Origin of the sequence: Pedobacter sp. KBS0701, from assembly GCF_005938645.2 — a bacterium.
In the GTDB taxonomy this organism is placed as follows: domain Bacteria; phylum Bacteroidota; class Bacteroidia; order Sphingobacteriales; family Sphingobacteriaceae; genus Pedobacter.
Genome location: NZ_CP042171.1, coordinates 993,497 through 1,013,486, shown reverse-complemented (window position 1 = coordinate 1,013,486; position 19,990 = coordinate 993,497). Strand labels below are relative to the sequence as shown.

Here is a 19,990-nt window from a genome sequence, read left to right as displayed (position 1 = left end):
GTTCCTCCTCGCAATGACGGTCTAACTTTTTTAAACTATAAAAATAGTTTATATTAATAAAAACATTATCTTGCCTTAAATTACTCCCGGCATGAAAACATTATTATTTATCTTTTTATCGACGCTATTATTCGAAACGCCAACCATTGAAAAAGACCGTGATCGTTGGAAACCTTATTACACGGATGCATCTCCTGCAAAAACAGCCAATCAATGGTTTCTACCCTTTGATGTGGTTAACCGAAAAAAAGTAAATAACATCAGGATCATCAGCATTTTTGGCGATCACCGCAACAGTTACGTTAAAGGCCATATCCATACGGCCATTGATATCAATCCTACCCAACCCAAAACCAAACTCGTTGGCGTTTATGCCATGGCGAATGGAATAGTTTGCTCTGTACATTTGGGTGAAAATCAACGTACTGTGGTGGTTAAGCATAAACTCCCTAACGGCCAAACGATGTTTACCTCCTACAAACACCTGAAAGAAGTTTATGTAAGCAATGGTCAGCAAGTGGATCAAAACACGAAACTAGCCAGGTTATTTACACCGCAGGAAAGTAAAAAGTATGGTGGCGATTACCACCATCTTCATTTGGAAATCAGGAAAAAATTTGATGATTATGGCTGTGCAAGCTGGTTAACTTTTAATAATACGCAACTGAATGAACGGTTTTATAATCCTCAGGTATTTATAAAGGAACACATCAAATAGCTGTAAATTAAAAACACGGCCTTTACCGAATGTATTGAGGAACTTGTACAGATAGTCCCTAAAATTAGCTACTATCTATACGCTTTAACCAAAAATAATAAGAATTTTTATTTCAAAATACGGTCCAACACCGCTCCTGATGCGGCTTCAGAGAAATCGATTCCGGAATAATCGGGATTATAACCACCAATGTACGGAACGGCCATGATATAGATTCTATTATTCGCCTGCCCAGCCTCATCAACTACCTGGAAATGATCATTGATGGTAATACCAGGAACAGTTAAAAGGTAATCATTGCCTTTTTTGGTCACTAAATCATTACGCTTCATTTTTTCCTTTCCGATGGCAGCAGACTTGAATTTTAATCTTGCCGGACTTATGGTCTTATCTGTAATTAAGCTTTTAAAAGGAAAATCATCAAAAGAAAGATGCGGTTGGCCGATGCAATCAATAAAGGTATCGAAATGGACAGTAACCTTTTTATCATCCACCTTGTAATGGTAATCTGCACCTCCGGTTTTTAAGGGTTCTACTTTGGCATCATCGCCAACAGCTACAATACTTAACACACCAGCATCATGCAGGGCCAACAATTCCCTGCACGAACTTTGGGGTACAAATGCAATTACAATGGAAATGAGTGGCATTAATACTTTTTGCAAACGTTCCATATCCTCTGCTGAAAGGTATTTTGCCGGGTAGTTCATCGCAAAACTTAAAATGGCAAGTGCCTCTTTCCAATAGATTGATTTCCTCTTCTCGATCGATTTTTCTGCCTCTTCATATTCCTTTTTGAAAAGATCAAATGGTTCCATTTTTTCGCGGTAGTCCATCATTGCGGTAACGAACTCCTCTAGATTCATGTTTTTGATCTTTTTATAAAAAACAGGATCTTTTTCAATGAACATCTCTTTAAAATTCTTTTCAAATACAAAATCTAAGGGTAAAAAACCTCCATTTTGAGCTATACTCTTATGAATTTCTGCCTTGCTTAACGTTTCATCTTTACCAAGGTGCGAATCTTCCAAATGAAACCTGATGGCCGGCAATAAACCACTTCGGGAGTGCATAACGATTTTAAAACCTTTATTCGCTAACTGGTAAGAATAGGTACCATCTTCATTGTCGGCAAACTTTCCATTCTGTCGTGCCAGGGTTCTTAATGCATCAATGGCAGTTAACGAAGAGCCCATAATGCCAACGGTGTGGTTTAGTTCTAACGCAATTTTTTTGGGCGGGTATGGCGAATCGAAATAATGAGGGATTTTACCTTCATATTTTTTTGGCCAGTTATGACCGGTACAAATGATTACCTGGTCGAAAAGGGCTTTATCTTGTCCTTTAACACTTACCTCAACCTGATTATCGGCAGGTAAATCGGTAATATCCTCCACTACACAATTTAAATGCACATTGGTCTTAATCCCTTTATTTTCAGCAACATCTTTTAATAACTTAAACTGAGCGGAAAGATATTCGCCAAAAAACAATCTGGGTAATACCTTATACTCATTAAATTTATCGGCATCAATATCGAATTTTTTTAAAATCTCTTTTGGCGCAATTTTCACCCACTCTTCAATGGAGTTATATATGATTGGAATTTCATTGTCAGACACATTAGTAATGTGTTCTACATTTGCCCCTTCAGCACTATAAGGCATGCCCGCCCCTAAATAATCTTTACGTTCGAATATCTCTATTTCGAAGTTGGGAGCTTTAGATTCAACTAATCTTTTATACATGAACAGACCACTCGGGCCGCCACCAATGATGGCAATTTTTTTTTTTGCTGTTTTCGTATCCATTTATAATTCATACAATCTTAAAAAAGGAAAATTGTTTTGTTTGTTTGTTAATAAAGTAGAAAATCGGAAGAAGTACGATGATGATGGAAAATGTAAGAGGGATGATGGAATTTATTGCCATGGAGTTGTGTAATGGGGTAAAACTCTTTCGTGGTTGTCATCCTGAGGGATAATTTGTTTTATAAAATCAATATAATGACAGTTTTTTTTGCGAATCGTGGACGGTGAGAGATCGTCATCCGCAACTCGATTGGGAACCACGGAGTGCTCATGAATGCCTTTGAAACAAGGGAAACTTATGAATAATCGTAATGCAAGCGCTTTAAGATTCCCGCCTGCGCGAGAATGACGACCATTCTATTGGAGTCTGTCTTCAACTCTTTGCCCTCTGTGCTATTCTTTGTGATCTCGGTGGTTAAAAAAACAAAGAAAATCTCAAAACTCCAAGAACCTATTTTGATTAATGCTGTTAACAGATGAGTGAGTTAGGAGTTGAGCGTTTGGCGTCAATCAACCAATGTTAAATGAACGAACGACCAATGAGCTAATGTACCAGTGAACAATTAAACTTATGAACGATTTAAAACTATATATGATTTTACTGGGCTCGAAAGCCCCAAAAAGAAACGTAGAGCAGCATGACTATTTCTTCGGCATCGCCCATTCGCTAAAAGATCTCGTGCCCGAAATTAAGGCATTTTGGCCGGGAACAGGTACAAGCCTGCATATTGATGGCTGGCGCGAAGTAACCAAAGTTGATGATTATGGAATCAGTATTAAATTAAGGGATGAGCATACATCGCCATCGCTACATAAATTGTTCTTTATCAACCTTGGGGGCTATTTATCCAACAAATTATATGAACAGCACCATATAGTCCTATCGGTTCATGATGAAAGGGCCAAAGCTATACAGGATGCCAAGAAAACGGTATTTTTTAAAACCAATTCGATAAAAGGTGCCAATTCTCATATCGACGAAAAATATGGCATCGATGTAGATGATATTTATAAAATTGAGGATATTTTAAGTGAAGAGGCCAAACAGAAATACCACATCGAAATAAAACCATCTTCAGGATTAGCTGAAGATGAGATTCATTTGGGCTATTTTAAGTTGGATAAACTTTAAGCGATTATTTTTTAACGAGGCTTTTTAACCAAACCACCAGATCGTAGGCAGCTTTATCGTTTTCGAAGCCCATCTCTTTTGGCAAACGGCCATTTACATATTCATCGTACAACCAGGGGTCGGCAATGGCAATTACATTTCCTTTACCAAATCTGGTAGCGGCAATAACCGTTGCACCAGCTGCATTTTTCAAAACCGGTTTTGCACCATTTTTGGTGTCGATAGCGCATACATCTTTCATGAAGATTTTTTTGGCCGTTTTAAACACCGGATTATTTTTGATCACGATACCGCCATCTTCAAAATGTGCATCATCAATTACATGGTTCTGCATTTCGTTGGTAAAATGCATACCGAATACATTAGCCAGTTTATTAAAATGCGGTAATTCTACATTTGCGCTGTCGTTGGCAAACATTACCAATACCCCACCCTGCTTTACCCAGGCAGAAATTGCAGTAATGTGGTCAGCCTCTATGTAATTCGGCCTAGGGTTTTCTTTCGGACGATCGGGATCTACAATTAAGTAGATATCACTTCCTTTTAAATTAGCTATTGTTGGTGCTGTTTCAAGCGAATCCAATTTAAATCCTTCTTTTTTAAATACATTACCAAAAATGGAAAAACCACTCATGGCCTGTTCATTCCACAGGTAATGAAAACGCTCTACCTCTCCCGCTTTATTTTTTCGGGTTTCGTGATTAAAAAAATAATCTAAAGTAACAGTTTGTGCACTTACCAGGATAGATGAACAGATTAAAACAGAAAGTATGCAAGCTTTAAAAAGCATTTTCATAAACATATCGGGTGTAATTGGTTAATCACCCAAAAGTATGAAATTTAACTATAATGAAATTGTTATAATCACCCCACAAAGACATCATCAAAGATAAAACTTACGCTACATCAAGCTAAATTGATTGGCCAGAATAAAAAATACCGCCATGGTTGAAATCAATATAACAGCATTATAGCCAATGCATATAATCCTGCCCGGCATCATTTTTTCTCTTATTTACCTTCAGTCGCTTTTTGTACAAAGCCACTAAAAAGAACGCAACTATCAGGAAGGTGGTGCCTATCTGCGCTATATTTTCTAAGTCGAGATCGAACATATCGTTTATTTTATAGGTTTAAACCATTAATTTATTCTTACTTGTTCACCTTTCGCCAATATGGCTTCCGGGCTACTTGCCATAAGCCCTTTAGGAACCTTCGGCGCTATCCAGGTAGATTTGGGTGGCAAAAATTCGCCCTTTTCTGCAACTGTTATAAATGCATCGGCTGTCATTGGAAAGAGCGAAAAGCCAATCGAAGTTTCATCACGATCCAACTCAGTAAGAAATTGAGTCCATTCGCAATCCGGAAAGCAGATCAGCCTTTCATCTTCCTTCGGTTTATGAATACCCAGCACAGCTGAAAGGATTTGATCTTGTAAAATCACTGTATCAGGTATTACTGACAATGCAAAAGAAGCGTTATTTAAATCCAGCTGATACCATTCACCTTTAAAATAAAAGCCCAATCTATTCTTCTGATCAGGTTTATAAGCCTTGTTATTGGGAATTTTTGAGATATAATAATACTGTTTTAGTTTTTCCATCAATAAAGAATAAGAAATATCTATACCTGAAACCATTCTATGAAAGGCACCTATAGAAATTACATCGGCAGAAACGAGTAGCGAACTGATCTGCTGAGGCCTGCTTTCCTGTAGTGAATACGCTGCTTCTAAACGGTGATGGCCATCGGCAAGGTAAACTGCGTTAAGCTTCATAAATTCTTCAACAAATTTTTCAATCACCTCTTCTTCCAATACCTGGTAAAGAAAATGGTCCATTTGTGACCATTCATTCACTAAAGGCTTACGCGTACGCACTACAAAATCAATAAGCGCATCTAAGGTTTTATCTTTTTTGTGGACCAGTAAGATCGGCGATTTTTGTATTGCCTTACTTTTCCGTTCTATTTTAAGCGATTCTACTTTCGATGATACCGTTTCTTCGTGCCTTTTAATTGCATCTACTGGTGTTTGAGAGAGATCGATATCCGCCCAAATTCCCCTCATTATACCAGATTCGCTACGGAACGCATAAACATAAATAGCAGGCCGATTATCTAAAGGACATCCAAACAGGTTGAGCAGGTCTTCAAAAGAAAGTTCCTCATTTTTATGCGCTTTACCGTTTACCTGATCAGAAATCATCAGCTCAAATATTTCTTTGCCCGGCTGTAATGCCTTTAATGGTGAGATTTTTATCATCGTTTAACGGATTATTCTAGTTCAAGAACTGTTTTATCGCTGTATATTTTTTCAAAACTGACCATGGCATTTACCAGCACCTCAACACTCGATAATGGAAGTGCATTGTAAAGCGAAGCCCTGAATCCGCCAACTGTTCTATAACCTTTTATGCCAACAATCCCCTGGTTTGCTGCATATTTTAAGAATCCGGTCTCTACCTCTTTATTAACAGCTAAGAAAGTAACATTCATTCGGGAGCGATGCTCAACATCTGCCGTACCATAGAATAGCGGATTCCGGTCTATTTCGGCATATAATAATTCTGCCTTTGCTATATTTTTTTGCTCTATTCCACTTACGCCGCCCTGATCTTTAAGCCACAATAAATTAAGCATGGCTACATAAATAGAAAAAACCGGTGGTGTATTGTACATGCTCATATTATCGCGGAATATCCGGTAATCCATCATTGAGGGAATTTCTTTTTTTGCCTGGTTAAGAAATTCGTTTTTAGCAATAACCAGCGTCATTCCAGCGGGGCCCATATTCTTTTGGGCACCTGCGTAAATAAGATCAAAATCAGCTACATTAATTTTCCTCGAAAAAATATCTGATGACATATCGCATATCAATGGTGCACCTCCGGTCGAAAAATCAAAGATTTCTGTCCCCTCAATCGTGTTATTCGAAGTATAGTGCAGGTATGCAGCTTGCTTATCATTATTAAACTCTGCTGGAATATATGCATAATCTTTATCCTTAGAAGAGGCTACAACCTCCACTTCACCAAATAAACTGGCCTCTTTAATGGCTTTCTGTGCAAAATACCCGGTATCAAGATAAGCAGCTTTTTTTTCTGCGTCTAAAAAATTCATCGGAACCATAGCAAATTGTGTACTGGCCCCGCCCTGTAAAAAAAGTACGGAGTAGTGATCAGGAACAGACAATAACTCGCGAACCAAAAGCTGGGTTTTAAGTACCACATCTTCAAATTCCGGCGACCGATGAGAGATTTCCAGAATAGATAAACCTATCCCTCGCCAATTAATTACGGCCTGCGCAGCTTGTTCCATTACAGATGACGGCAATATACAAGGACCGGCACCGAAGTTGTGTTTTTTATGCATGAGAAAATAATATTTGGTTAGATTAATTACAGCATAAAGATCAGTAGTTAAGCATATTATACCGCAACAAGCTGTTTTTTTGGTAAAAATTATTTTTTACTAAACCCTTAACATCCTAAAATTTGGTTTAGCCTATCAGGAAAATAAGATAACAGAATATAATTTTTATTGACACCCTGAAATCCCCCTCATTATTGTAATTTATACACTAAGTGTATTTTTAAAAAAACACAATAAATTAAATAAATACATCTTATTTTAACTATTTTTAAGCTTCACAAAAGTTAACAAAATAGAAACGATTATACACTAAGTATTTACATGCAACCTCAAAAAGTTGATCAGACTGATATCGAAATCCTAAATCTTTTACAACGTGACGGATTATTAACTTACAAAGAAGTTTCAGGCAAGCTTAGGAAAAGCATGACCCATATTGTAGAACGTATTAAAAAACTGCGGGCAAATGGCTACATTAAATCAACAGTTGCCATTGTAGATATTGATAAACTGAGATCGCATTTTATTGCTTTTCCACATATTCAACTTACCATGCATTCGGAAGATATTGTAAAAGCATTCAAGACTGAAATGGAGAAATACCCGGAAGTGATGGAATGTTACCACCTTACTGGTCATTTTGATTTTATGCTTAAAGTGGCCATGCCCGATATGGTTTCTTATAACAATTTCCTCAGAGACAATATAGGTGCACTGGCTTATGTAGGAAATATCCAGAGCTTTTTAGTACTGAATCAATCAAAGGCCGAAACGGCTTATGCGTTGTAGCTTGGCTAATCAGCAGTAAGCGTGATGGCAGATGTTAGCATTTGCTGCTTCCCGGGCTTAATGAATGCGCTAAACCTGTCAGATGATAACAGCTGACAGCAACAAAAAACAGCGAACTTGGAATCCAACACTGTTTCTGAATTGTCATCCTGAAGGATAATTTATTGTATAAAAATCAATATGATCGACGTTTTTTCCTTTGCACAATTCTTGCCTCGGCTCGCCGCCGCCGAAGGGCTATTAATTTTTGGCATCAAAAAGTAACAAAAAATGCCGGCTGAAAATTTATTCATTTGTTGTTTATAACTTTTAGCTGCATTCATGAGGGCTTCGCCGTTTTCTTTTGAAGCCAGTGTTATGGCTGGAACAGTGCAGTCCGAAAAATTTATTAGGCCGGTTTTAAGTAGAACGGTGATACTGTGCTATGGCCTAGCTATACGGAAATGCATGATATCACAATCCATTCATTAATAAGCAATTACAAAATAACGTCAATGGTAGTGCAACGAAGGATCTTTTATTGTAATGACTACCTTTTAAAAGATTCTTCACTGCGTTCAGAATGACAACAGGGATGTATTCTTTATGGAAAGGATGCGCATGGATATTATGGGTTATTCAAACTTTGGAAATTCAACCGCTAACTGTTAATCCCCATGGCGTACAGGATAATATTCACCCCAAACCTGGTGTTATCCTCTGCCAAAAAACGTTTGTTCCTGAAATCGTAATCCCATTCGCAGCCATAATCTTTATTGCTGTAGAGTACCCCTATCCTATTATTAATGGTAATGGCTTTCAGGTAATCGTGCACCAGATCATCACCCCAGCCATTTAGTTCAAAAGAAGTTGTTGGCGGGCCTTTCTCAAACCTGAAGAAAGCATTGTAGATACCATGGTTATTTGGGATTTTCTTTAAAGCCTGAGGGCCAAAAAGATTACTCATTTGTGTTTCGAACGAGCGGGCAAACAAACCATCAATATCGTGGTTACAATCATCCACAAAAACGAAGCCTCCGTTGTGCACATAAGTTTTAAAATTTACAGCTTCCTGCTGGCTAAACTGTACCAGTTTATGTCCGCTTAAATAACAGAAAGGATATTTAAATAAGTCCCGACTGCTCAATTCTACAATTTTCTCTTCTTCGTCTAAAGGAATGGTGGTATACTCCAGCAGAGAATTTAAGAGATTAGAAGGCATACGTTGATCCGTATCCCAGTCGCCCGAATTATATTTTAACCTCGCAAATGTAAATTTAGCTCTTCGCACAGCCTAAAATTACCTTCATTTTTTATTATTCGAGTTTTTTATCCAAATTATCTTGTAAATTTTTTGATATTCTTTTCCGGGGATTAAAACTATCTACCAATATGCACTATATTGAAGCACCATATCATTATACTAAAAAATCAACCGTTTTGGAGCGTTCAGAAAGCCACTTAAAAATATTGATCGATAAGATCTCCCTGTTAAAAAGCGAAATACAGAAGGTAATTGTTGGTCAGGATGTAATTATTGAAGAAATGCTGATTGCATTAATGGCCGGCGGACATTGTTTACTGGAAGGTGTACCGGGTTTGGCAAAAACTTTAATGGTAAGGACAATGTCGCAGGCTTTAGATCTTTCTTTCAGAAGGATTCAGTTCACGCCTGATTTAATGCCTACCGATATTGTGGGCACTGAAATACTGGAAGAAGACCATGTAACGGGAAAACGTTTTTTTAAATTTAATAAAGGACCTTTATTCGCCAACATTATTCTGGCAGATGAAGTAAACCGGACTCCGCCTAAAACACAATCGGCATTATTGGAGGCTATGCAAGAGTTTGAAGTAACCTACGGCGGACAAACCTATCCTTTAGACCGCCCATTTTTTATCCTGGCCACGCAAAATCCGATTGAACAAGCCGGAACCTATCCACTACCCGAAGCACAATTAGACCGTTTTCTGTTATACATCAAAATCGGTTATCCTACCGCAGCCGAGGAAACACAGATTTTAAGCAGTACCACAGGCAGTAAAAAAGCAGTGATCAACCCGATTATCGGTGCAGAAGAAATCAAAGAACTTCAGGCCATTACCCGCGAAGTAAGCATCAGCGATGATTTAATTACTTATGTAAGCGAGCTTATACGTGCCACCCGGCCTGATACCACCACGGTAAATTTTGTAAAAGAATGGGTACGTTGGGGTGCTGGTCCGCGGGCAGGACAGGCACTGATTTTAACAGCCAAAGCAAGAGCCTTATTTAAAGGCAGATACGCCGTAATTTCAGAAGATCTACAGACCATGGCTTATCCGGTATTGCGCCACAGGGTATTGATGAATTTTAAGGCAGAAGCTGAAAATGTTTCATCCGACAAAGTTACCGATGAACTGATCAAAGCCATTTCGAAACCAAAAGCCAATATTTAATGAGTAAACTGCTCGATCCTAAAATATTGATGGCCATTAAAGACCTTTCATTATCGGCTAAAATGACGGTCGATGGTTTTATGAACGGCATTAATAAAAGTACCGTAAAAGGACCGGGATTGGAGTTTAGCCAATATAGAAGTTATCAGCCCGGTGACGATCTGCGCTCGCTCGACTGGAAAATGTTTGCCCGCTCCGACCGTTATTATATCCGGGAATCGGAAGTAGAAACCAATATTGCCGTGCGCATTTTAATTGATGCCAGTGCTTCGATGAACCATAGCGATGGCGATTTTACCAAAATTGATTATGCAAGGTACCTCAGTGCCTCTTTAGCTTACCTTGCCAATTTGCAGGGTGATGCGATTGGCTTGTATGTACTGAAAAACTCGGGCATTTTCTCCATGACCCCCAAGCAGGATTACCAGCATTTGGCCCGGTTGTTTTACCAATTGGAGCAGATTCATCCCGATGGAACATTTACCAAACCCATTCATTATAAAGAATTGTTTGCCGGAGCCCAAAAACGCGAATTGCTGATTTTCATTACCGATCTTTACCAAAAAGACGATGAAATCATTAAATTATTAGATATGTTGAATACTTTAAGGCACGAAATCGTGGTTTTCCATCTGTTATCAAGAAATGAACTGAACCTGGATTTTAAAGGTTATACGACTTTCGAAGACCTGGAAACAGGAGAAACCATTCAGATTGATCAAACCAAAGCAAGAACCAACTATCAAAACAAACTTAATGCTTACCTGGAAGAAGCCAGGATAAAACTGCTGGATAGAAGGATTTTTTACCGGACAATTATAACCGACGAACCTTTAGACCAGGCATTAAGGGATTTTTTAAAACAAAGAAGTAAACTCAAAATTTAACATTGCATTTTTTATATTCCATAGGTTTATTTGCGCTTGCTGGTATCATTGTGCCGCTCATTATACACCTGTGGAATGTTAAACAAGGTAAAATCCTTAAAATCGGCAGCATTGCTTTGCTGGGCGAAAGTTCTAGCGCCAGTTCGAAAAGCTTCAAAATTAACGACTGGCTTTTATTTGTGCTGCGCTGTTTACTTTTGGTACTGCTGGCATTCGTTTTGGCGCATCCTTATCTTAAAAAAATAGTATCTGCACGTAGTAAGAACGGATGGATTTTAGTAGAGAAAAACAATTTTCCCCGGGTTTTTAAAACGCATCAAAAAACAGTCGATTCATTATTAAAAAAAGGTTATGAAATCCACGATTTTAATGTAGGTTTTAAACCATTAAACTTAAAAGATACTGTTCTTGATGAAACAAAACAGGTTAATACCTTAAGTTATACCGCATTATTTAGTGCAGCCAATCAATTTGTTCCACCGGGAGCTAAAGTTTATTTTTTTGCCGACCACCACTTAAACCGTTTTGGGAATGAACTGCCTGCTGTAAATTATAAACTGAACAGGGTTCCTTTAAAGCAAAGCGATACATTAAGCAATTGGATTGCCACTTATGCAGGGAAAAAGTATGAAGCGAAATCCAACCCTTCCAATACAACCTACCAAGCCTTGAATTCGTCAGATGAAGAACCGATAAGAGTAGCTATACATGAAAATTCGGGCACTACAGACCGTAAATATTTAATTGCAGCCTTAAAAGCCATTGAAAGTTTCACTAAGCGAAAAATTATCATCAATGCAGCTGCAGAAAAAGCATCCATTGGTTTTTGGTTATCGGATAATCCGGTTTCAACAGATTTCAGATCATCAATTGCACCAGATGGAACATTATTTCGATACGAAAAAGGTAAATTGGTGGCTTCAGCATCCTTTATTAACCTGGAAGGCCGTCAGATTAAACTGAGCAAAAGAATTGAGTTAGATCAGCAGGCAGAAAAAATATGGACCGATGGTTTTGGAAACGCGATTTTAACAAAGAACAAGACCAATAATTTAAACATTTTTCATTTTTACAGCCGCTTCATCCCGCAATGGAATGATTTGGTTTGGGATGGATTATTTGTGAAGGCACTAATGCCAATAGTTATCCAGGACAAAAAATCGAATGATTTTGGCTTTGAAGACCATCCTGCTGATCAGCGTTTGGTATCACAAAATGGATTAATTGAGCAAAATAAAACAGAGATTGAAGCTAAAACGATCAAAAACGAACCTTTGGAAAACCTATTTTGGGTAGCAGCATTTCTGATTTTTACAGGTGAACGTATTTTATCATTCAGAAAAAAACCAAACGATGTTAAAAACTGAAGGACAAAATTGGATACGTAACCTGAAAACAAGGTGGATCAGTTTTTACCTGACCGGCACCCTTGCCATTGCGTTAGGCATTGCTTTACTTTTATCGGTTACAGGTTTTTATCTGCTGCATTTACCTGCCTGGATTTTTGCTGTTATTTTCACTATTGTTGCCGCCATTTTATTATCCAGCAAACCGGTTTGGAGAACTACTGACTTTGATGTTTCGAGGTTTCTTAATAACCGTTATCCCGAGCTGGAAGAAAGTGCCGATTTACTACTTCAGAACGAAACAGAATTATCCATGCTGCAACAGCTGCAGCGCAACAAAATAGAAAACATCATTCCAAATTTGGCGCAGCCGAAAGAACCCGTTAAAAGGTTATATTCTGGTTTAGGGATACTCGTTGTGGCATTGATCATCAGCTTTGGGATTACAAAAATTCCTCAAATCAGCAAAACAGATTCCACTACGGAGGAAATTCAAAAGCCGGTTCCTGCGATAAAAGAAAATATACCTGCAGAGATTTCCACTTTTAGCGCCACCATCATTCCGCCGGCCTATACCAGAAAAGCAGAACGAAAACAAAAGCAATTTAGCATTGCTGCCGAAACAGGCGCTACAGTGAATTGGAAAATTGAGACGAACACTGGCATTAAAAAGTTAAAACTTATTTTTAGCGATAATGAAATTGCGCCCTTAAAAGCTTTAAATGCAGCGCATACGCAATGGACTTATAGCAAGATCATCAACAAACCTGGCTTCTACCAGCTGGATCTTGATGGCAAAAAATCAGATCTCTACCAGATTGAAGTGATTCCCGATCTGCCGGTTGCCATTAAAATCACGCATCCCAAACAGCACACCATCATCGATATCGGTCAGCCGCAAAGGATTAACCTAAACGTATCACTTACAGATGACTATGGCATTAACGATGCTTTTATCTCCGCAACCATGGCCAGTGGAAAAGGGGAAGGCGTAAGTTTTACCGAGAAAAAACTCTCTTTTAACACCAATTTCGACAACAAAAAAAGCATTGCGCTTAGCAAACTGATTGATTTAAAAAGCCTTGGCATGAAACCGGGTAATGAGCTTTATTTTTTCATCAAAGCGATGGATAACCATGGTCAATCGAGCCGTTCAGATGTTTACTTTGTTTCGATCGTAGATACTACTGAGCTAATGAGTTTGGCAGGCATGACCAATGGCGTTAACCTCGTTCCCGAATATTTCAGGAGCGAAAGACAGATCATTATTGATACCGAAAAATTATTAAAAGAACAATCAACATTGCCTGCTGCAACTTTTAAAACCAGAAGTAACGACCTGGGTATTGATCAAAAGTTATTAAGGTTGCGTTACGGGCAGTTTTTAGGTGAAGAGAACGAAACTGAAATCGGCGGTGATCACGACGACCATGATGAACTTACTGAACACAAAGCTGAAGGTGAAAAATTTGGTGATGTAAGTACAATTATGGACAAATATGCCCATAAACATGATATCGCTGAAGATGCCACTTTTTTCGAACCCGAAATGAAAGTGCAATTAAAAGCCGTTTTAACCGAAATGTGGAATGCTGAGTTGCGTTTACGGACTTACAAACCACAGGAAGCATTACCTTACGAATATAAAGCATTGAGATTGCTCAAAGACCTGCAACAGAAATCGCGGGCCTATGTAGCTAAAACCACAGTTAAAGTTTCAGCTTTAAAACCGGAGAAACGTTTAAGTGGTGAGCTGGATAAAATTACACAACCCGTGCAGAAAATGACTTTCGAGCAAAAAGAAAAACGAACGGTTTATTTAAAAACGGTGCTTGCCTTATTAGAAAACAGAAAAACTGGTAAAAATTTTAATGATCAAGATCGGTTCTTGCTTGGCGAAACAGAAAAATACATGATCGGTGCTGCTGCAGATCATCCCTCAACCTATTTAAATGCCCTAACAAGTTTAAGGAGGTTAGGCGCAGCAAATAAACCAATGCTTAAAGATATCGATGTGGTGCAGCAGGCCATACAGAAAATGATCAATGTCGAACCGGCCAAACCGCAAACACAAAGTGCTGGCCCAGCTTCGGCATTGTACCAGGACTATTTTAATAACCTCAATAAAGCAGGCAGATAGATATGGAATTTAAATACATCGCTATACTGGCTGGTTTATTATTAATGGCCTTTTTACTTTACAAAGAGGTGCGCAGGGCAAACCGGGCCAGATTAATATGGCGAATTTTAGCGAATATCGTTGCCATGGGCTGTTTTGTCCTGTTAATTGTACCGATCAGATACGAAACACACCTAAAACAAAATCCTGATGAAATTATTTTACTCACCGACGGCACAAATCCCGATTCTGTAGCAAAACTAAAGGAAAAAAAATATGCACTTCCATCGGTAGATTTAAAAAATGAGAAAGCCATAATCCTTTCCGACCTCTCCTATTTCTTGAAATCGAAACCAAATATCCGGAAACTGAACATTTACGGTTATGGTTTAAGTAAGGTTGAACTGGAAAATCTAAAAGACTATCAGGTTAATTTCCACCCATCAATAAGCCCAAATGGTATTGTTGTGGCCACTTGGCCAGCAAAATTAAAAACAAGCGAGGTGCTGAATGTTCAGGGAACCTATCAAAATACCAGCAATCAAGCGGTTAAACTCGTGCTCAAAGGTTTAGGCAAAGCGGTAGATTCTACGACTGTTGAAGCGGAATCGAGTAAATCCTTTTCACTTAAAACCCATCCAAAACAATTAGGCAAAGCTGTTTACGAAATAATTGCTTTACAAAAAAACGATACCCTGGCCAAAGAACCTTTGCCGGTACAGGTTGGTGATCAGACACCGATGAAAGTACTGATTTTAGCCTCTTTTCCCGATTTTGAATATAAATTCTTAAAAAACTGGCTGTATGAAAATCAATATCCGCTGGCTTTCAGAAGTCAGATCAGTAAGAATAAATATGCATCCGATTTCCTGAACCTGGATAGCGTGAATCTCAACCAGATCAGTACTTCAGCTTTAAAAAAATTTGACATCCTTATTATTGACGAAGAAGAATTGGCCGCCTTAAGTTCCGGCGAAAGGTCTTCGATAAATATTGCCATTAATAACGGAATGGGCTTATTAATCAGGGTAACAGACTCAAAAGCTTTAACAACGCTAAGTGGTAAATCCAACAGGTTTGAAATTCCTCCTTTAAAAGGAAAAAAACTTAATTTAATGCTTGCAGAGGATCATTTCAAGTTTAGTCCATTGCAGATCGAACAAGGATTATTTTTAAAGACAAACCAAAATGAGCAGCCGGTTATTGCTGATGTAAGCGGAAAAACGTTGGTAACTAGCACCATCAACGGTTATGGCAAAATATTAGTCTCTGCACTTTCTTCCACATACAACTGGATACTTTCAGGAGAAAAAACAGATTATGCCGCCTATTGGTCTAAACTTTTGGCCAGTGCAGCAAGAAAAAGAAACGATATCCAATCGGTTAACATCATCCCCCAATTCCCTGTTGTGAATCAAAAAACGAGGATTATTACAGATTTATCAGCAGCGGGCAAATTACCAATCTTGAAGGTCGATGACGTTCAACTTAGCCCGAGACAAAATATGGAACTTCCTTTCCAATGGGATGCGCTTTATTGGCCCCAAAAGTCGGGCTGGACTAACCTACAGGTAAATCAAACGATCGAGCCGATCTATATTTATCGAAAAAACGACTGGCAAGCGCTGAAATACCAGCAAACTTTAAACGATACGCATCAGTTTATCCAGAATTTAAGCCAGATCGACACTAAAACACAGTTAGCGGATATTGTATTAACAGAAGAAGTATCAATCTGGTGGTTCTTTGCCGCATTCTTATTCGCTGCTGCCTTCCTATGGTATGAAGCGAGGATTTTGGCTTTTTAAAATCGATTCGTCATCTCGACTGAAGCAAAGCGAAATGGAGAGATCTAACAATAAAACCTCTTAAAACAGATTCTCAATTCCACTACTGATGAAAAACCAGCAGCTTCAGCCGAAATGACGAAGTCAGGTGTGTTAGAAATCACACTAACATTTGTTTCTAATGAAAGTACTTTTGGACTTATATGTAACTTAAATGCCTTATGTGGTTAAATTATCCTTCGACTTCGTTTAGGATGAAAAATAAAGCGAATGGAGAACAGCTTAATAAATAATATATCATTAAAAGATTCTTCACTACGTTCAGAATGACAAAAAAGAATACACGCAAAAAATCTGTGTTCATCTGTGGCTAAAAAAACCTCAATAGAAAAAACAACTCTTTTTTCAGCTTTGAAACTAAAATGTTATAATAAACTTGGCCTTTTTAGCCCCAAAATTGGCTATATTGAGAACGTAAACTAACTAAACTGAACCAATTGAAAAGAAAAGATTTCCTCTACTTATCCGGAATGGGTATGGGTGCCTTACTCCTTCCCGACCTTTCTGCATTCGGAACTCCAATAGATCCCTTACAGGCTTTAGACGGAGTAGATGTAAAAATTAAAAAGGAACTGGCCGACGTCGCCCTTAATGCGGCAAAATCGAAAGGTGCAACTTATGCTGATATCCGCATCGGGCGTTATTTAAACCAATTCGTGGCCACCCGCGAAAAACGTGTTCAAGGTGTTGCCAATACCGAATCGTATGGTGTAGGTATCCGTGTTTTGGCCAATGGCTGCTGGGGCTTCGCTGCCACAAACAATGTAACCAAAGATGCCATTGCCAAAGCAGCCGAACAAGCAGTTGCTGTGGCAAAAGCCAATGCGAAGATCCAGGGAGAGCCTGTTCAGCTCGCTCCTCAAAAAGGTTATGGCGAGGTAAGCTGGAAAACACCGATCGAAATCAATGCCTTTGAAGTTCCGGTAAAAGAGAAAGTAGACCTGCTTTTAAATGTGAATGATATAGCGATGCAGAACGGGGCCAACTTTGTAAACTCCGTTATTTTCGCCGTTAATGAGCAAAAATATTTTGCTTCTACTGATGGTTCTTATATCGATCAGGATGTTCACCGCATTTATCCTACTTTTAATGTCACCAAGGTCGACCGCGAATCGGGTAAATTTAAAACCCGTAATGCCCTAAGCGCACCAAGCGGAAAGGGTTACGAGTACATGCATGCCCGTCCGGAAGATAAAGTTACCGGCATTGTAACCCGTTATAAAGACCGATATGACATGCTCGAAGATGTGAAGGAGGCTGCCCGTGTAGCCAACGAAAAAGTAAAGGCAAAATCGGTTGAGCCAGGTAAATATGATTTAGTATTAGATCCTTCACACCTTTGGTTAACCATCCACGAATCTGTTGGTCACCCAACCGAGCTCGACCGTGTTTTAGGTTATGAGGCCAATTATGCAGGTACCAGTTTCCTTACTTTAGACAAATGGGAATCAAAAAAATTCAAATTCGGAAGTGATAAAGTAAACATTGTGGCCGATAAAACCCAGGTTGGTTCTTTAGGCGCTGTGGGTTATGATGATGAAGGCGTAAAATGCAAAAAATGGGATCTGATCAAAGACGGGATTCTGGTAAGTTATCAGGCCATCCGCGATCAGGCACACATTATCGGCTTAACAGAATCGAACGGTTGCTGCTACTCGCAGGGCTGGGATGATGTACAGTTCCAGCGTATGCCGAATGTTTCACTTCAACCTGGCAAAGAAAAACTAAGTGTTGATGACATGATCAAAAATGTAGAAAAAGGCATTTACATCATCGGCGATGGCAGTTTTTCTATCGACCAACAACGCTATAATTTCCAGTTCGGCGGACAGATTTTCTACGAAATTAAAGAAGGTAAAATCGTTGGTATGCTTAACGATGTGGCTTACCAGGCCAATACACAAGAATTCTGGAACTCCTGCAACGCCATCTGCGATCAAAGCGATTACCGCTTAGGTGGCTCGTTTAATGATGGAAAAGGTCAGCCTTCTCAAAGCAGTGCCGTTTCTCATGGCAGTTCTACTGCGCGGTTTAATGGAGTTAATGTTATCAATACAGCAAGAAAAATATAATTATGGCCATATTAAGTAAGGAAGAAGCCCAGGCGATATTAAAAAAAGTAATCGGTTTTTCTAAAGCCGATCACTGCGAAGTGAGTTTAAACGGTTCTGACGGCGGAAATATCCGTTATGCACGTAATGCCGTTTCTACCGCAGGACAGATCAGTACCATGAGTTTAGGGGTAAGCTCAACTTTTGGTAAAAAAACAGGTGCTGCTACCATCAACGAATTTGATGACGCCTCTTTGCAAAAAGTGGTAAAAAGAGCAGAAGAACTGGCTATGCTGGCACCAGAAAACCCCGAGTTTATGCCTCCATTGGGTCCACAGACTTTTGCAGAATCGAATACATACAATGCTAAAACTGCCGCCATGACTCCCGATACCAGGGCCGAAATGGTAGGAAAAAGTTTAAGTGTATCAAAGACAGCTGGTTTAGATGCGGCTGGTTTCCTGGAAAACTCAACCCGTTTTAACGCGATCATGAACTCCAAAGGTTTATTTGCCTACAATAAAGGTACTGATGTTTCTTTTTCGGTAACCGTTAGAAACAAGCAAGGAACAGGATCGGGTTATGTTGAACAAGGTTTTAATGACCTCGATAAAATGGATACGCTGGCACTTAGCAAAATTGCAGCAAGCAAAGCCAATGGTTCTGCAGGTGCAAAAGCCATTGAACCCGGAAAATATACTGTCATTTTAGAACCGCTTGCAGCCAGCGATATCATTGGTAATATGTTCAGGGGTTTTGATGCCAGAAGTGCCGACGAAGGCCGGAGCTTTATGAGCAAAAAAGGAGGTGGTACACATTTAGGGGAGCAATTGTTCTCAGAAAACGTAAATATCTATTCTGATCCCATGAATACCGAAATCCCGTCTTCAACTTTTACCAGCGAAGGTTTACCCGTAAAAAGAACGCAATGGGTAGAAAAAGGGGTAGTTAAAAACCTTTCTTATTCAAGATATTGGGCTGCACAGAAAAATGTTCAACCGCTTCCTTTTAGCCGCAGCATGATCATCGAAGGCGGAACACAATCGTTGGAAGATCTGATCAAAAGTACCGAAAAAGGCATATTGGTTACCCGTTTCTGGTACATCCGTTCGGTAGATCCACAAACCTTATTACTGACCGGATTAACACGTGACGGCACTTTCTACATTGAAAACGGCGAAATTAAATTCCCGATCAAGAATTTCAGATTTAATGAGAGTCCGGTAATTATGTTGAACAATGTAGAAGCATTGGGTAAACCCGTAAGAACAGGCAGCGGATTGATCCCGCCAATGAAAATCCGCGATTTTACGTTTACTTCACTATCGGATGCGATTTAACATATTTGTCATTTTAAGATACAATTTCAGGCGGTTCGTCATTCCCAACTTGATTGGGAATCGTAATGCAAGCGCTTTAAGATTCCCGCCTGCGCGAGAATGACGACCTTTTTAGGAATGTCACCTTGAGCGAAGTCGAAGGGCTGAAAACAACTTATAA

At 39.0% G+C, this 19,990-nt stretch carries 16 protein-coding genes; 10 read left to right on the top strand and 6 right to left on the bottom strand.

Features of this window, described 5'->3' with window-relative positions:
- Nucleotides 1–91: 91 nt before the first annotated feature.
- Nucleotides 92–718 carry a M23 family metallopeptidase gene (locus FFJ24_RS03955; RefSeq protein WP_138822766.1) on the top strand — a complete coding sequence of 209 codons (627 nt, stop codon included), beginning with the start codon at nucleotides 92–94 and terminating at the stop codon, nucleotides 716–718.
- 107 nt (nucleotides 719–825) lie between these two features.
- Here the strand turns inward: FFJ24_RS03955 and FFJ24_RS03950 are convergent, their stop codons facing one another.
- Nucleotides 826–2,529 (bottom strand): FAD/NAD(P)-binding protein, encoded by a 1,704-nt coding sequence (locus FFJ24_RS03950; RefSeq protein ID WP_138822764.1) that lies wholly within the window; start codon nucleotides 2,527–2,529, stop codon nucleotides 826–828.
- Nucleotides 2,530–3,100: 571 nt separating this feature from the next.
- Between FFJ24_RS03950 and FFJ24_RS03945 the strand changes: the two genes are divergently transcribed.
- The gene (locus tag FFJ24_RS03945; RefSeq protein WP_138822762.1) at nucleotides 3,101–3,661 is read left to right on the top strand and encodes a DUF1543 domain-containing protein; all 561 of its coding nucleotides are present in this window, start codon (nucleotides 3,101–3,103) and stop codon (nucleotides 3,659–3,661) included.
- Between the two features lie 4 nt (nucleotides 3,662–3,665).
- Here the strand turns inward: FFJ24_RS03945 and FFJ24_RS03940 are convergent, their stop codons facing one another.
- From FFJ24_RS03940 to serC, 4 genes are all read right to left on the bottom strand, one after another.
- A complete protein-coding gene (locus FFJ24_RS03940) occupies nucleotides 3,666–4,457 on the bottom strand; it encodes a lacto-N-biose phosphorylase central domain-containing protein (RefSeq protein ID WP_138822760.1) in 792 nt (263 codons plus the stop codon).
- A gap of 172 nt (nucleotides 4,458–4,629) precedes the next feature.
- Nucleotides 4,630–4,776, bottom strand: a complete 147-nt coding sequence (locus tag FFJ24_RS25960; RefSeq protein WP_168202379.1) for a hypothetical protein — start codon at nucleotides 4,774–4,776, stop codon at nucleotides 4,630–4,632.
- A gap of 26 nt (nucleotides 4,777–4,802) precedes the next feature.
- A complete protein-coding gene (locus FFJ24_RS03935; protein ID WP_138822758.1) occupies nucleotides 4,803–5,924 on the bottom strand; it encodes a DUF1015 family protein in 1,122 nt (373 codons plus the stop codon).
- Nucleotides 5,925–5,935: 11 nt separating this feature from the next.
- Nucleotides 5,936–7,033 (bottom strand): 3-phosphoserine/phosphohydroxythreonine transaminase, encoded by a 1,098-nt coding sequence (gene serC, locus FFJ24_RS03930; RefSeq protein WP_138822756.1) that lies wholly within the window; start codon nucleotides 7,031–7,033, stop codon nucleotides 5,936–5,938.
- Nucleotides 7,034–7,354: 321 nt separating this feature from the next.
- Here serC and FFJ24_RS03925 point away from each other — a divergent pair, with 321 nt between their 5' ends.
- Complete coding sequence (locus FFJ24_RS03925; RefSeq protein ID WP_138822754.1) at nucleotides 7,355–7,822, top strand: Lrp/AsnC family transcriptional regulator; 468 nt, start codon at nucleotides 7,355–7,357, stop codon at nucleotides 7,820–7,822.
- 640 nt (nucleotides 7,823–8,462) lie between these two features.
- Here the strand turns inward: FFJ24_RS03925 and FFJ24_RS03920 are convergent.
- Entirely contained in the window at nucleotides 8,463–9,092 is a 630-nt protein-coding gene (locus FFJ24_RS03920) for a DUF4159 domain-containing protein (RefSeq protein ID WP_138822752.1), read from the bottom strand.
- A gap of 101 nt (nucleotides 9,093–9,193) precedes the next feature.
- Between FFJ24_RS03920 and FFJ24_RS03915 the strand changes: the two genes are divergently transcribed.
- From FFJ24_RS03915 to FFJ24_RS03885, 7 genes are all read left to right on the top strand, one after another.
- Nucleotides 9,194–10,240: a MoxR family ATPase gene (locus tag FFJ24_RS03915; RefSeq protein WP_138822750.1), complete on the top strand. Its 1,047-nt coding sequence runs from the start codon at nucleotides 9,194–9,196 to the stop codon at nucleotides 10,238–10,240.
- Nucleotides 10,240–11,127 carry a DUF58 domain-containing protein gene (locus tag FFJ24_RS03910; protein WP_246862734.1) on the top strand — a complete coding sequence of 296 codons (888 nt, stop codon included), beginning with the start codon at nucleotides 10,240–10,242 and terminating at the stop codon, nucleotides 11,125–11,127. The genes FFJ24_RS03915 and FFJ24_RS03910 overlap by 1 nt, the downstream gene beginning before the upstream one ends.
- A gap of 2 nt (nucleotides 11,128–11,129) precedes the next feature.
- Nucleotides 11,130–12,494, top strand: coding sequence for a BatA domain-containing protein (locus FFJ24_RS03905; protein WP_138822748.1), 1,365 nt, complete (start codon nucleotides 11,130–11,132; stop codon nucleotides 12,492–12,494).
- The gene (locus FFJ24_RS03900) at nucleotides 12,481–14,613 is read left to right on the top strand and encodes a DUF4870 domain-containing protein (protein WP_138822746.1); all 2,133 of its coding nucleotides are present in this window, start codon (nucleotides 12,481–12,483) and stop codon (nucleotides 14,611–14,613) included. Before FFJ24_RS03905 ends, FFJ24_RS03900 begins: the two co-directional genes overlap by 14 nt.
- Nucleotides 14,614–14,615: 2 nt before the next feature.
- Nucleotides 14,616–16,400: a hypothetical protein gene (locus tag FFJ24_RS03895; protein ID WP_138822744.1), complete on the top strand. Its 1,785-nt coding sequence runs from the start codon at nucleotides 14,616–14,618 to the stop codon at nucleotides 16,398–16,400.
- Between the two features lie 476 nt (nucleotides 16,401–16,876).
- Nucleotides 16,877–18,511 carry a TldD/PmbA family protein gene (locus FFJ24_RS03890; protein WP_210419454.1) on the top strand — a complete coding sequence of 545 codons (1,635 nt, stop codon included), beginning with the start codon at nucleotides 16,877–16,879 and terminating at the stop codon, nucleotides 18,509–18,511.
- 2 nt (nucleotides 18,512–18,513) lie between these two features.
- Complete coding sequence (locus FFJ24_RS03885) at nucleotides 18,514–19,830, top strand: TldD/PmbA family protein (RefSeq protein ID WP_138822742.1); 1,317 nt, start codon at nucleotides 18,514–18,516, stop codon at nucleotides 19,828–19,830.
- Nucleotides 19,831–19,990 lie beyond the last annotated feature (160 nt).

Excerpts from the sequence above, each read along its gene's own strand:
- FFJ24_RS03935 (WP_138822758.1), bottom strand. The coding sequence starts at position 5,924 with ATGATAAAAATCTCACCATTAAAGGCATTACAGCCGGGCAAAGAAATA.
- FFJ24_RS03955 (WP_138822766.1), top strand. The coding sequence starts at position 92 with ATGAAAACATTATTATTTATCTTTTTATCGACGCTATTATTCGAAACG.
- FFJ24_RS03900 (WP_138822746.1), top strand. The coding sequence starts at position 12,481 with ATGTTAAAAACTGAAGGACAAAATTGGATACGTAACCTGAAAACAAGG.
- FFJ24_RS03915 (WP_138822750.1), top strand. The coding sequence starts at position 9,194 with ATGCACTATATTGAAGCACCATATCATTATACTAAAAAATCAACCGTT.
- FFJ24_RS03945 (WP_138822762.1), top strand. The coding sequence starts at position 3,101 with ATGAACGATTTAAAACTATATATGATTTTACTGGGCTCGAAAGCCCCA.
- FFJ24_RS03885 (WP_138822742.1), top strand. The coding sequence starts at position 18,514 with ATGGCCATATTAAGTAAGGAAGAAGCCCAGGCGATATTAAAAAAAGTA.
- serC (WP_138822756.1), bottom strand. The coding sequence starts at position 7,033 with ATGCATAAAAAACACAACTTCGGTGCCGGTCCTTGTATATTGCCGTCA.
- FFJ24_RS25960 (WP_168202379.1), bottom strand. The coding sequence starts at position 4,776 with ATGTTCGATCTCGACTTAGAAAATATAGCGCAGATAGGCACCACCTTC.
- FFJ24_RS03950 (WP_138822764.1), bottom strand. The coding sequence starts at position 2,529 with ATGGATACGAAAACAGCAAAAAAAAAAATTGCCATCATTGGTGGCGGC.
- FFJ24_RS03910 (WP_246862734.1), top strand. The coding sequence starts at position 10,240 with ATGAGTAAACTGCTCGATCCTAAAATATTGATGGCCATTAAAGACCTT.
- FFJ24_RS03940 (WP_138822760.1), bottom strand. The coding sequence starts at position 4,457 with ATGAAAATGCTTTTTAAAGCTTGCATACTTTCTGTTTTAATCTGTTCA.
- FFJ24_RS03895 (WP_138822744.1), top strand. The coding sequence starts at position 14,616 with ATGGAATTTAAATACATCGCTATACTGGCTGGTTTATTATTAATGGCC.
- FFJ24_RS03925 (WP_138822754.1), top strand. The coding sequence starts at position 7,355 with ATGCAACCTCAAAAAGTTGATCAGACTGATATCGAAATCCTAAATCTT.